Annotated in this window: 15 protein-coding genes; 9 read left to right on the forward strand and 6 right to left on the reverse strand. The window is 67.4% G+C overall.

Going from position 1 to position 12,312, the window contains the following annotated elements; all coding sequences use genetic code 11:
• The first annotated feature begins 2 nt into the window (after positions 1-2).
• Complete coding sequence (locus CXR44_RS24765) at positions 3-383, forward strand: hypothetical protein (protein ID WP_101788514.1); 381 nt, start codon at positions 3-5, stop codon at positions 381-383.
• Here CXR44_RS24765 and CXR44_RS24770 read toward each other — a convergent pair.
• Positions 368-1,099 (reverse strand): GntR family transcriptional regulator, encoded by a 732-nt coding sequence (locus CXR44_RS24770; RefSeq protein ID WP_101788515.1) that lies wholly within the window; start codon positions 1,097-1,099, stop codon positions 368-370. The genes CXR44_RS24765 and CXR44_RS24770 overlap by 16 nt on opposite strands.
• 252 nt (positions 1,100-1,351) lie before the next feature.
• On the reverse strand, positions 1,352-1,633 hold the full coding sequence (locus CXR44_RS24775; RefSeq protein WP_101788516.1) for a hypothetical protein: 282 nt from the start codon (positions 1,631-1,633) through the stop codon (positions 1,352-1,354).
• Between the two features lie 347 nt (positions 1,634-1,980).
• Between CXR44_RS24775 and CXR44_RS24780 the strand changes: the two genes are divergently transcribed.
• Positions 1,981-3,276: an NsdA family TPR-like regulatory protein gene (locus CXR44_RS24780; RefSeq protein ID WP_101788517.1), complete on the forward strand. Its 1,296-nt coding sequence runs from the start codon at positions 1,981-1,983 to the stop codon at positions 3,274-3,276.
• A gap of 78 nt (positions 3,277-3,354) precedes the next feature.
• Here the strand turns inward: CXR44_RS24780 and CXR44_RS39645 are convergent, their stop codons facing one another.
• A complete protein-coding gene (locus tag CXR44_RS39645) occupies positions 3,355-3,978 on the reverse strand; it encodes a ribonuclease D (RefSeq protein WP_180903687.1) in 624 nt (207 codons plus the stop codon).
• An 8-nt stretch (positions 3,979-3,986) separates the two neighbouring features.
• Positions 3,987-4,781, reverse strand: a complete 795-nt coding sequence (locus CXR44_RS39650; protein WP_180903688.1) for a hypothetical protein — start codon at positions 4,779-4,781, stop codon at positions 3,987-3,989.
• Between the two features lie 295 nt (positions 4,782-5,076).
• Between CXR44_RS39650 and CXR44_RS41755 the strand changes: the two genes are divergently transcribed.
• Positions 5,077-5,208 (forward strand): hypothetical protein, encoded by a 132-nt coding sequence (locus CXR44_RS41755; protein ID WP_281260297.1) that lies wholly within the window; start codon positions 5,077-5,079, stop codon positions 5,206-5,208.
• Between the two features lie 827 nt (positions 5,209-6,035).
• Positions 6,036-6,308 (forward strand): hypothetical protein, encoded by a 273-nt coding sequence (locus CXR44_RS24790; protein WP_144070071.1) that lies wholly within the window; start codon positions 6,036-6,038, stop codon positions 6,306-6,308.
• Between the two features lie 191 nt (positions 6,309-6,499).
• On the opposite strand, the gene CXR44_RS24795 is transcribed toward CXR44_RS24790, so the two are convergent.
• On the reverse strand, positions 6,500-7,444 hold the full coding sequence (locus tag CXR44_RS24795) for a LysR family transcriptional regulator (protein ID WP_101788520.1): 945 nt from the start codon (positions 7,442-7,444) through the stop codon (positions 6,500-6,502).
• 74 nt (positions 7,445-7,518) lie between these two features.
• Between CXR44_RS24795 and CXR44_RS24800 the strand changes: the two genes are divergently transcribed.
• A complete protein-coding gene (locus CXR44_RS24800) occupies positions 7,519-8,172 on the forward strand; it encodes a hypothetical protein (protein ID WP_101788521.1) in 654 nt (217 codons plus the stop codon).
• Complete coding sequence (locus CXR44_RS24805) at positions 8,169-8,672, forward strand: hypothetical protein (protein WP_219601979.1); 504 nt, start codon at positions 8,169-8,171, stop codon at positions 8,670-8,672. The genes CXR44_RS24800 and CXR44_RS24805 overlap by 4 nt, the downstream gene beginning before the upstream one ends.
• 225 nt (positions 8,673-8,897) lie before the next feature.
• On the opposite strand, the gene CXR44_RS24810 is transcribed toward CXR44_RS24805, so the two are convergent.
• The gene (locus tag CXR44_RS24810; protein ID WP_425437450.1) at positions 8,898-9,404 is read right to left on the reverse strand and encodes a class I SAM-dependent methyltransferase; all 507 of its coding nucleotides are present in this window, start codon (positions 9,402-9,404) and stop codon (positions 8,898-8,900) included.
• On the opposite strand from CXR44_RS24810, the gene CXR44_RS24815 reads away from it, so the two are divergent.
• The 3 genes from CXR44_RS24815 (at position 9,363) to CXR44_RS24825 (ending at position 12,095) form a co-directional block, all read left to right on the forward strand.
• Positions 9,363-9,983, forward strand: a complete 621-nt coding sequence (locus tag CXR44_RS24815; protein ID WP_101788522.1) for a TetR/AcrR family transcriptional regulator — start codon at positions 9,363-9,365, stop codon at positions 9,981-9,983. The genes CXR44_RS24810 and CXR44_RS24815 overlap by 42 nt on opposite strands.
• A gap of 267 nt (positions 9,984-10,250) precedes the next feature.
• Positions 10,251-11,720 (forward strand): serine/threonine protein kinase, encoded by a 1,470-nt coding sequence (locus CXR44_RS24820; protein ID WP_180903689.1) that lies wholly within the window; start codon positions 10,251-10,253, stop codon positions 11,718-11,720.
• Positions 11,721-11,813: 93 nt separating this feature from the next.
• Positions 11,814-12,095 (forward strand): hypothetical protein, encoded by a 282-nt coding sequence (locus CXR44_RS24825; protein ID WP_144070072.1) that lies wholly within the window; start codon positions 11,814-11,816, stop codon positions 12,093-12,095.
• Positions 12,096-12,312: the final 217 nt, after the last annotated feature.

Genomic DNA, 12,312 nt, shown 5'->3' on the forward strand with positions numbered 1-12,312 from the left:
CGGTGTACGTCAGGTACCAAAGCCCCACGCCGAACGCGCGCGGCGTCCATCCCGGCGTGTTCGGCCTGATCAACGCGCTTGCCAAACACGGACGACTTTCATCCGAGGAAGAGCGGTTCAGGGTCGACAGCCATGCCTGGTACCACGCAAACCTGATCGACCCCAGCGACGTGGACCCGCGCATCTACAACCGCGATCTCAACCCGCAGGCCACCGCATGGTTCAAGACGTCGGCCGGCCACCTCATCGAACGCCTCACCGGGTACCTGGAAATCCTCACCACCCACCAGGTGGCATGCGTGCGCGTCGAAGCTGCCGACCCAGGCAACGTCATCTACGAGGACCCGCACCAGGTCGTCGTCGTGCCCTACCGAACCGGATAGGCGTCTTCCAGCTCGTGACGGTCCGCCGGAAGCAGTACCTCTACCACGACCAGCGGCCGGCCGGAGGCGTCCCGGACCGCGCCGAAGACAGCCAGCAGGGGCACGTTCTTGGGCATGCCGAGCTGCTTGGCCTCGGCGGCGGTGGGCATGCGGGCAGTGATCTGCTCCACGATGTGATCGAACCGGACGCCCTTGCGGGACCGCAGATGCTGCCGGATGCCCTGAGGCAACGGCTCACCGCTGGTCAGGTCGGTACCCTCCGACAGTTCCAGAGGCAGCCACAGCGACACCAGCTCGCTCGGCTCGCCCTCGCGGACGACCAGGCGCCGGCGCAGGAACGCCTTGCCCTTGGGCTCGGCCTCCAGTAGCACCGCGACGCGGTTGGGCAGCGCCACGGCGGCGGCCTCGACCAGTTCGCCGGGCGCGTCGGTCTCCGGGCTGGTCAGGTACGCCTGCCCGGGGCGGTTGGACTCCACCGTCGCCATGGCAGGACGGCCCCGCACGAAGCGACCCTTGCCCTGCTGCGATTCGATCCAGCCTTGCTCACGCAGCACCCGCAGCGCGGCGACCACGGTGGGCCGGGAGACGCTGAACTCTTGGATGAGCTGGTGCTCGCTGGGGAGCATGGAGCCGGGCGGGTAGGTTCCCGACTCGATACGCCGTTGAAGGGCCTGCACAAGCTGCGCATACTTCGGCGGCACGGACTCTAGCGACATTTTGACCGTCCAGCACCCGACAGGTTGTTTTACCAAGTTTGAGCGTATCCTGGCCGAGCCCGCTCGTCCACACCAATCCACAGGCCCGAAGCAGAAAGGCCCGGCAGACGGTCGACGGAGGGCGCGGGGGCGACCCTCCCAGGGCGTGGACTCGACCGCCCGCCGGGCAGAGGAAGACGCGACGAGACAGGGAAAGATCCACCCGTCCCCCTCCAGAAACGGGAGCCGTCACCGCCCCGCCGCGCCCGCCTGCTACTTGGCGACGTAGGCCGCCAAGACGTCCGCCGCTCCCTCCACGTCATCCACCGGATGCCGCCTCTCCGCGTGCTGCCACGAGTAGTACGCGCCGCCGTACCCGACGAACACCCACACTGGCAGCCCCGGCTCCGGCCGATGCACCATCAACGCGCTGTTGTTGTCGCGCAGCTCGGCGTTGACACCACGCGTCGCCAGCCGATCGCGCAGGCGGATCAGTGCGTTCGCCTCCTCCAGCTGTCCGAGGCCAGCCATGGCCGCCTGCATGACGGAGTTCATTTCCCGCTCCCTTCGGCCCGGCCGCTTCCGAGGCAGTCGAGACACCGCCGTTCCCCCCTTGGACTCTCGTCGTCATCGCTGTTGCCGATGAGGAGTGCGCGGCGTGAGTCGCGCAGCTTGATTCCGCGTCCCCGGCATGCGGGGCAGGGCGTGGTCTCGCTGGTCTCGTCTGGCCGGGTCACCGTCGCCATCTCCTCGATTCATCCGGCGTTCCCTCTGCCGGGAGGCCGCTTCACGTACCGTGTTGGTTGATGGCAAGTCCACCGTCAAAAGGAGTTACGCAGGACCCCCGAACGGCTCCCCTCTAATCCCCCTCTTGAGCCCCCAGCCGGGAGGAAGGCCCATAGATGCCCGAGAACATTCCCAATGTCCAACTACGCGCTTGGCGCAACGAACACCAGCTCACCCGCGCGGAAATGGCCGACCGAATCAACAGCACACAAATCGGCATTTCGGAACGCCTCACCTGCGACGAGGAGCGCATCCGACGCTGGGAAGCCGGTGAAGTGCGCTGGCCACGCTCGCCATACCGGCTGGCACTGATGCAGTTGACCGGGTTGCAGCCGGAGGCATTGGGGTTCTCGCAGAACAAGCAGTCGGGCAGCCGCCTCATCGAAGCATCGGCCATCCTGCCGATGGACGCCCTACGGGCCGAGGCCGACCTGTACGGCACCATGGAACTCGCCCAGCAGCTCCAAGCATCCGACGTTGGAACCGGCACCTTGGAAGCGCTCGCCGAGGCCGTCGATCTTCTCTGCCGTGCCTACCCGGTCGTGCCGGCCGCGACGCTACGAGATCGCACACAGAAGCGCCTCGCCCAAATCAACCGGCTGCTTGCTGGGCGGCGCCTCTCCCTTGACCAGCACCGCGAGCTGCTGGTCATCACAGGCTGGCTGACTGCCTTGCTCGGCTGCGTGCACTACGACCTGGGAGAGCGAGAGGAAGCCGAGACCGCCCGCCGAGCCGCCTTCGAGATGGGCCGCCAGGTCGGACACGGCGAACTCATGGGGTGGGCACACGAGATGTCAGCCTGGTTCGCCCTGGTCGAAGGCCGCTACGAAGATGTGGTGACGGCCGCCCGTATGGGCCAGGCCGTCGCCGGCCAGACCAGCGCCATGGTCCAACTCACCTTGCAAGAAGCCCGCGGCCTCGCACGCATTGGCGACCGCCGCGAGGCAGATCGCGCACTGACCCGCGGCGCCGACGTCCTCGGCCGCCTGCCCATGCCCGATAACCCCGATCACCACTTCGTGTTCGACCACGCCAAATGGGTCTTCTACGCAGCCACCTGCTACACCTGGCTCGCCGACGACGCCCGCGCCGAGGAACACGCTCGTGAGACGATCCAGATGCACACCAGGCCTGACGGCACGTCCAACGCCCCCATGCGAGTCGCCGACGCCCGCATAGATCTCGGCATCGTCCATGCTCGCCGTGGAGACCTGGACGCCGCCGTGGCCGAAGGTGTGGTTGCGCTTGACATCGACCGGCGATCACTTACGGACTTGGTTAATCGCGCTGCGGATCTCGACCGCGTACTGCGCCAGAATTATCCACGCGAGATTTTGGCTGAGCAATTCCATGAACGGTTTCTACAGGCTCGACGTGCACTCGATTATCGACGCCCTGATCTTCTGCCTTAAATCGACTATGGCTCGCCTCTAGGAGAGGGCTAAACTATCATGTTGCCGTGATGCTGATGGCTCGACCGTCACTGAAGATCAGTGAGCAAATATATCTCTTATGCCTTTGAGTTCGAGCTGAACCTGTATTGGTAAAAAGGCCATGCATTTTCTATAAACCTGCGATAGGCCCTTGGTGTCTAGGTGTGAGCCCAGCACCTTCCACAAGTCAAGTAGATGTCGCACGTCTTGAACGGCGTATTCGAGCTGCTCTGCGCTTAGAGAGGGTGTGAGCCAGTTACTCGTTTGCTGCGACTTGTCGATTGTGATCCCTAGATGTCGTTTAAGTAGGGGCTTTAGGCTGTGTTGAGACCTCTCGATTTCGGGCTCTATCAGGCGCGAAGCCACCTTTGTGCATATTATGGTCTGAGGGTGCGCGGTCCAATGCCATACGAGGAACCGCAGGTCAAAGGGGGCGTGGTGGAAGACTTTGGCAATGGCCTCATCTTCCAATATCTCAATAAAGGTCTTGGGGGGGGTTTGGGGTATCTTTAACACAATGGCGCCGATGGCGGGAGAATATAGCTGTATGGTGGCTATTCTTTCGCTCCTCCAGTCTAGGCCGGAGGTCTCGATGTCGCAGGCTACTATGCCTGTATGGCGTAGTACTGGAACAATGCCAGGTGGCACATCTCCCTCTAGAATGACGGCTTGTGTCAACATGAGTCCTCCTAGTTTGCCAGCTTGCTCTGCTCCTCTATCGCCTTCAGTTCCTCGCGTACGAACTGATAAAGGCTTCCCCCGTCGCGGCATACGAGTGTGGGGACTTGGGACCGCTTTCGGCTGTGCGAATAGAGGGTAAGGATTGCTGTTTTGTCGAAGCGATAGCAACTGAAGACGACATCTCCAGTCCGATAATATACTTCGATCTTGGCGCCGCCTGGCTTCTGTAGCTTGGCGAACTCCCGTCGGCTCTCTTTTATGGCCGCAACTAGGTCTGAGTATTCCATAGAGAAGCGGTCGGCTAGATGTTTGATAGTTTCCGAATCGGCAGGGTCGGGCAGATAGATGCGAATTCGAGCGTCCGATCGATTGGACAGACTGGTTAGTCGGGATATTTGAGCGTTTCGCCATGTGCGTCCATACGCAACAAAGACGTCCAGCTTGCGAACGTTTCGGAAGAGGTCCTCCCAGTCAGGGTCTTCCACGTAGTTCGTACCTATGCGTACGAGCCCGGCCGCCTCAACCTCGGTTGCTGATCTCGCAGTCTCCAGGATCTCCCGAGAGAACGCACGTCTCCCCCATAGATCCCAAACGAGCGCAAGGCCGACAGAAACGATGAAGGCAGAACCCAGATTGTTAAGAAGGGCCTTTGCACCCTCCCATGGAAGGTTGAGGCCGCCGAAGTAGAGCATGACTAGCCCCACAACGGCCACCAGGACCGCTATAAGTACGGTCTTGGTCGTGGTGAGCTGCCGGTAAGGCTTGTCGCTAGATGACCTCTTGATGACGGCCTCCGTCTCCATGGTCAGCACGGTATGCTTCGCGACTGACATTTTTGGCCTCGGTCCCCCGAGGACTGCCTGTAGCGAACTTGGCACTCCCGGCATACTGCGGCAACCTACTTCTAGAGGTAGATCCCATACGTTGCCGAATTGTGCTTATGAGGATCAAGGGCGGCGCTCCGCGCCGCCGGCGCGGCCCTGCGCTCGGCCGCACGCTGCGCGTGCGGCCTGGGGGCCGTTCTCGCGCGCGGCCGTGCTCGGGCCGCGCTGGGCACGGGGTATACCGGCCGATCCTCGCAGCGGATAGCTTCGCAAGGTGGATGATGATCTCTCAGGCAGGCCAGTGACCGACGTCGAGATCGCTCTCGGGGTCGGTCTCATGGTGTTGATCCTCCTGCTGCCCACCATCATCTGGCTTGCCATGGTGTTGCTGCGCCGCCGTAGATAGAGCCTCCGGCGGGGGCCTCGGCTCCGGGATGATCGCGACGAACGCTCGGGTGGTCAGTGGCGGGCGTGGCCGATCTTCCCTTCTGCCTCGTCCCAGGCGGAGCCCAGCAGACCAAGGGCCACGGGTCAAGGGTGGAGCTCCCCACTGGAAGAACGACCCTTGACCCGTGGCCCTTGGCCCGCTGCCTTCCAGGTGGGACGAGGCAGACGGGAAGATCGGGTGGGGGAGGCGTGTACGTCCGTACGGGCGTGCCATACGCGTGCCATTCACCGGCCCTGGTGCGATGAGGAAGCCCTGATCAGGCGGCATGATGACGTGGGGGAGAAGCATGATCGCCGTGCCATTAGCGTGCCATTAGGTCCGGTGGGAGCCTGGCGGGTGGCGGTGATCGCGTTGCAGTGGCCCAGGTCGGGCGGCGTGACGGGCGGATCTTGGCTCCTTACAAGCGAGGGGTCACTGATTCGAACCCAGTACCGCCCACCTCGTAGAACAGCCCCGTTTCCGACCATGGAAACGGGGCTTCGTGTCGTCTCTGCTGGGATGGCGTCCGTACGGACTTCGGCGCGGGAGTTGGGTGGGCCGGAGTCCTGCGAGGCCGGTGGTTCCGAGGCTGTGGGACGGTGAGCGCGGTTCGGCGGCCCGGGCGTGGAGAAGGTCCGCGGGTCGGGAGGTCGTCGAGGGCGCAGCTCCTGTCCACCCCCTTTGGGACAAGATTCATGGTTTTGGGACAAGATCCACAAATGCCGATCTTTCTAGATCAACAAGCTGTAGCGTGGGGCCATCCGTACGGGCGGCGCGTGCGCCGCCCATTGAGGAACGACGATGTCATGCGACAGAAAGCCGCACGTTTCGGCGTGACACTGGCCATGGCCGGCACTCTCGCCGCCGGTGCCCTCGCCGCCGCTCCGGCCGGCGCCACGACGACGGCCGGCACCACGGCTTCGGCCAGTGCCACGGCCGCGGGCTGGTTCCCGTACCAGGGCTTCCGGACGCTGACGAACTGCGTCAAGGCGGGGACGGCCAAGCTCGTCATGGAGAACTACAAGGAGTACGACTGCCGCTGGGACAGCCCGTACTACATGCTCTGGCTGAGGAAGTAGTCGCGGGCGGGCGCGGTCAGGAGTTCCGATCGGTGGGCCGGCATACAAGAGCTGGGCGCCGTACTCGGTCGCGCCCGACCTCGATGCCGAGTGTCTGAGGCTCGCATGCGGAGGTCGAACCCCGGTGACCGGAGCCGGTCCGCGGATGTCCGGGCTCTCTCTTCGCGCTCGTGCACTGCCGCTCGGCCCGTTCAGGCTTTCCCCCGGGCCGGTGCGGCCGGCCTCATCGTGGGATGTGGCGAACCCGGCTGGGGTGGCGCCGGGAACAGGGCACGGAAGTTGTGGACCAGCGGGTTCGGGTCGCCCGTGCGCCAGGTCACGTCCAGCGTGACCACCCGGGTCGGCGGTGCGAGCGGGCGGAACACCACGTCGCCGTGCCGCAGCCGAGCCACCGACTCGGGCACGATGGACACGCCCGTCCCCGCCGCCACCAACCCCACGATGGTCTGCATCTGCACGGCCTCCTGCACGATCGTCGGCTCGAACCCCGCCGCCAGGGCGACGGAGGTGATCCGGTCGTACAGAGCGGGTCCGTGCCGCCTCGGGAACATGACGAACGGCTCTCCGGCGAGGGCGGCGACCGGGAGCGTCCCCCGCGTGGCGAGCGGGTGGTCGGCCGGCAGGGCGGCGAGGAGCAGTTCGCGGGCCACGGTGCGCGTGGTGAGCACCTCTGCGGCGGGGCCGGCGAGCGGAGCATGCAGGAGGCCCACGTCGAGCAGCCCCTGCCGGAGTTCCTCGGCCTGTTGCGCGGTCGGCAGCTCGCGCAGCTCGACCTGGACGCCCGGATAGCGGCTGCGGAAGCGGCGCAGCACCCTCGGCAGCGTGATGTTCGTGGCCGACCCCACGAACCCGACCACCAGCCGGCCCGCCTCTCCTCTGCCCACCCGGCGGGCCGATTCGGTGGCGAGGGCCGCGTGGGCCAGGCTCATGCGGGCCTCGGCGACGAAGGCCTCTCCCGCCGGGGTGAGGCGTACCTGCCTGGTCGTGCGCTCGAACAGGCGCACGCCCAGCTCCTCCTCCAGCTTGCCGATCTGCTGGCTGAACGGCGGTTGACGCACGCCCTCCCGGAGCGCGGCCCGGCCGAAGTTCAGCTCCTCGGCGAGCGCCACCGCGTAGCGCAGCTGTCGCAGATTCATATGTCATCGATATTAATCGACTCCCATATCGCTCTGATCGGCCCGTAATCGACGGTGACGGCGAGGGTGGGTTCATGATGAAGTCGACGATTGCCGGGCTTGCTCTCCTGGGTGCGCTTCACCACGGTTGGGAGGACTTCAGGACGGAGCGGCCCCTGTACGTGTCGGGGACGGTGACGGAGGTCCGGTGGGGTAACCCGCACCCGGAGGTGCGGCTGCGGGTGACGTCCCCCGTACGGCTGCCGTCCGGGTTGGCCGAGCGTCCCATTCCGGCCGAGTTGGAGGAGCTCGGAGGACGGGACGTGCTGCGGCGCACCCAGGCGTACGACGGCCAGGACGACGAGGTGGTCCTGATCCTCGCCCCGGTGGAACGGCTGACGGCCTGGGGTATGGCGGACCGGGTGGCTCGAGGCGAGCGGCTCGAGGCGGTGGGGTACCTCCATCGGGAGCATGCGGCGGAGTTCCGGCCGGAGCTCCTGGTCAGGCAGGACGGGCGGGCGATCAGGCAGCGCTCGGTGTCTCTTCCGCAAGGCGCTCTTCCGACATCGTCCGGCTCCGGGACGCGACCCGCGGCCGGCGACCACGGCGACGGCGCCGTGACGACCGGCTCGGACATCGGCGGCGGTGGTGTGCCGGTGCCCTGGCTCGTCGCGGGTGTCCTCCTCGTGGCCGCCGGTGCCGCGGTGGTGGCGGTGCGGATCAGGAGGAAGAGCGGCGACGGCGTATGAGGTCGCACGTCCTCGGCGACATGGACGTGCTCCTGTGGCTGGAGGGAACCTGGGTCGCGGAGTTCGTCAGGGTGACCCCATGGGTGTACTCCTCCTTGGAGATCGTGCACCTGCTGGGGCTGGCGCTGCTGGTCGGCCCTGCCGCGCTGTTCGACCTGCGGCTGCTCGGCGTGGGACGGGACGGGATCTCGGTGGCGACGGCGGCGCGGCGGCTGCTGCCGGTGGCCCGCGCCGGGTTCGCCGCCGCGGCGGTGTCCGGGACGGCGATGTTCGTGTCGGGCGCCAGGGAGATCGCGGGCACCGGCGCCGCGCCGGTCAAGTTGATCCTGCTCGTGGTGGCCGGGCTGAACGTCGCGGTGTTCCACCTCGGCGTCTATCGCCGCGTGGGCGTGTGGGACGGCCGCCGCCGCGCACCGGTGGCGGCCAGGGCCGCGGGCGCGGTGTCGCTCGTCGCCTGGGCGGGGGTCGTGGCGTGCGGGCGGCTGATCGCCTACACCTGACCGGTGCGCAACGCGATGCTCGGTCACCGGCGGGGAGAGGCTCGGGCGAGCGGCTCGTCACGAGTCCAGGCTGTCGCGGCTCGTCAGGCGTGCGCCAGTGATGCCGGGCTCGCCGGGCGCAGTGAAAAGGGGAGCCGGTGCGGGGGGCTCCGGAAGGGTGTTCTGCGCGATCTCGGGGTGTGTCGTGCCGGACGGCCGCCCGCGGTGCCCCGCCGTCCCCCTGGATCAAGCCGTGGCGGCCCGCGGTGCCTCCACGACGAAGCACATGACGGCGAGGCGGAAGCCGGCGGTGGTGAAGGCGCCGGTCATCGCGTGCAACGGCCTGCGCCAGAAGGTCATCGGGAAGGACCGGCCGCCGAACGTCCATGCGTCGGTGTAGCTGGCGGTGGCGAAATAGCTGGGCCGAGGGTCCTGGATCACGTAGTCCACGAAAGGGTGCTGCACCGACGCGATCAGCCGGCCGCCGGGCCTGAGCACCCGCCGCATCTCGGCCAGTGTCGGCCCCCAGTCCTCCAGGTAGTGCAGCAGCAGCGACGCGACCACGTCGTCGAACGCGCCGTCGGCGAACGGCAGGGGGTCGGCCGGGGCGGGGCGCAGGCGTCTGGTCAGGCCGAGTGTGACGCGGCCCGCTCGCGGGCGAGCGTCGTGCGATGTGGGGGCGCGTGGAGGAGCATGGCTAGTCTCGCCTCCATGGACAGGCCTTCCGTTCGCCGTCTTCCCCGCGGCAGGCACGCGTTGCCCCCCGAACGGGTGGCCCGAGCGCAACGCGACCGGTTGATGACGGCCATGGCCGAGGTGATGAGCGAGAAGGGATACGTGAAGACCTCGGTCGAGGACGTGCTCAAGCGTGCCGTCATCTCCCGGCAGAGCTACTACCAGCACTTCACCTCCAAGCTGGACTGCTTCATGGCCGCCTTCCAGCGGTCCACGGCGCTGCTGGAGCGGCAGATCGTCGAGGCCGCGGCCGGTGCCGGAGGGCCGGTGGAGCGTTTCGACCGGGCCGTCACCTGTTTCCTGGAGACGCTGGTGAGTGATCCCGCCACCGCCCGCCTCTGCGTGACCGAGGTGTACGCGGCCGGGCCGGAGGCGCTGGAGCACCGCATGGCGTTCCAGCAACGCCTGGGGGATCACGTCGCCGACATCCTGGAAGCCGGCACCGAGGCCGGCCGCTTCACCTGCCGGCTGATCGTCGCGGCGACCGCGACCATGGTCTCCGGGCCGCTGCTCCAGGGTGACCATGACGCCCTGCGCTCCCTCGGGCCCCGCCTGGTCGCCCATGTCCGCGATCTGAAGGCCGCCGGACTGCTCTGACGATTGCCTGGATTTTCGGGCCCTGTCAAAAATACACTCATGTCTGTTTGACGCGCGAAGATCGGAAGGACTGTATGAGTCAGGCAGCGGACGTACCGGGAAGCGAGCTCGGGGACCGCCCCGCGACGTACCCCACCCTGCTTCGCGGGCAGCTCACGGGATGTCCGGCCGTCGTCTCCGCCCTGCTCGGCGCCGGGCCGACGTTACCCGGCGCACGGACCTACCGGAGCCCGGACGTCATGACCGGTTGGGGGTATCGTGTCCGCGTTGTTCGCCCCGCGGCCTGAGGACCCGCGCGCGATCGGGCCGTACCGCATCGACGGCCGCATCGGCGCGGGTGGCCAGGGCACCGTGTACGCGGGTCGCGCCGCCGACGGCGTCCTCGTCGCGGTCAAACTCCTGCACCCGCACCTGGTCTCCGACGACCGGGCACGGGCGCGTTTCCTCAGCGAGGTCGAGACGGCCAAACGCGTGGCTCCGTTCTGTACGGCCCAGATCCTCGATTCGGGTTACGCGGGAAGGAGTCCCTACATCGTCAGTGAGTTCGTGAACGGGCCATCGCTGCAGGAGTCGGTGAGGGAGAGCGGCCCGCGCGGCGCCGCGGCGCTGCAGCGTCTGGCGATCAACACCGCGACGGCACTGGCGGCGATCCACGCCGGTGGCGTGGTGCACCGCGACTTCAAGCCGGGCAACGTGCTGCTCGGCCCGGACGGGCCGGTGGTCATCGACTTCGGCATCTCCCGCGCGCTCGACCTGAGCCAGTCGGTCGTGACCAGCCAGCCCATCGGCAGCCCTGCCTACATGGCGCCCGAGCAGGTCGCCGGGGAGCACGTGGGTCCCGCCGCGGACATGTTCGCCTGGGCCGCGACCATGATCTACGCGGCGACCGGCCGGCTGGCGTTCGGCGGCGACTCGATTCCCGCCATCCTGCAGCTGATCCTGCGAGGCGAGCCGGATCTGGGCCATGTCGAGAGCCGGCTGCGCCGGGTGTTGCGCGAGTGCCTGGCCAAGGAGCCGGCGCGGCGACCGAGCGCCGCCCAGGTGGTCGAACGGCTCCGGGCGCTGCCCGCCCCCTCCTGGCAGGCGGTCCCGGCCGGCTCGACCCGCAGGGCGCGCGTGCTGGGAGTGAGTTCGGCGTCCGTGGCCCTGCTCACCCTCACGGCGATCGGCTACCACCTCACCACACCCGGCACGCCATCGCAGTCAGCGACGTCTCCGCAACCGATCACGGCGACATCCGCGGTGGCCTCCACGTTCACGGCCGCCGGCTCGCCGTCGCCGGACGCCGCCAGGCCCGGGTCGATCACCAGGACGGCGGCGAGTGAGAAGACCGGGCGCGTACGGACCGACGCCCCGTCCCCGCCCCCCGCCTCTCGCAGGTCCGCGTCACCCACTCGCCGGGCCGAACCGACGACGAGCAGCCGCTCCCCGCGTACACCGGAAACGACCACGAGGGAGCCCACCACTCGGTCTCCGTCGCCGGTCAGGCAGAGCACGAGCCGCCCGGCCGTCGAGCCTTCGACGGGTACGGTCACCTGGAGCGACGCCCACGCGTACTGCAAGGCGCAAGGCCACTTCATGGCCGGCGGAACCTGGAACGCCATGAGATGCCAGGGCTCCGACGTGGCGGTCACGCCGACGACGCTCTGCAGGTGGAAGTACCCCGGCTACGCCAACGCCGTGGGCGAGCAGCCGCCCAGCGGGTACTCCCAGCAGGCGACCTGCAGACTGTCCTGATGCCGGAGGCCGCCCCCTGGTTCCAGATCCGGTCGTTCGATGGCATGCCGGGGGAGGGCGCTGTACCGTGCGGTGGAGGAGGTCCGGCGCTTCATGGCAGACGAGCAGCTGACGACGATCGGCAGATGTCACGTGTGCAAGCGCACCTTCGCTTTCGTGCCCGACGCCGTCACGACGGTGATGATCGACCCTGAGACCGGTCTGCCCCCGGGCTTCACCGTGCTCGGCACCTTCCGCGAGCCGACGCCGGAAGCCGTCGCCAGGTCGGTGAGGGAGCCCGTCTGCCCCGCGTGTGTGGACAGGGCGGAGCGGTTCCGGAAGCTCGCGGCCCCGCCGGCCCCGCGGCTCGACACCTGGTGGAGAGGCGATTCCTGATCGGACGGGGCGCCGTCGCGGCGTGTCGCGATCGTCAGCAGGCCGTACGAGAGCGGATCGCCGGCCGCTCCGCGTCCCTCAGGGGTGCGCCCACTATTTGGTCGATTCGTGACTGATCGTGCACTCGGGGAAGGTCGTTCTGCCACACACCACTCCTGCTACTCTATGTGACTGATTGATGGCATACGGTGGCAATGGGGGCTCTCGTGAAGGTCGC

This window comes from Nonomuraea indica, assembly GCF_002850745.1.
GTDB classification, from domain to species: Bacteria; Actinomycetota; Actinomycetes; order Streptosporangiales; family Streptosporangiaceae; genus Nonomuraea; species Nonomuraea indica.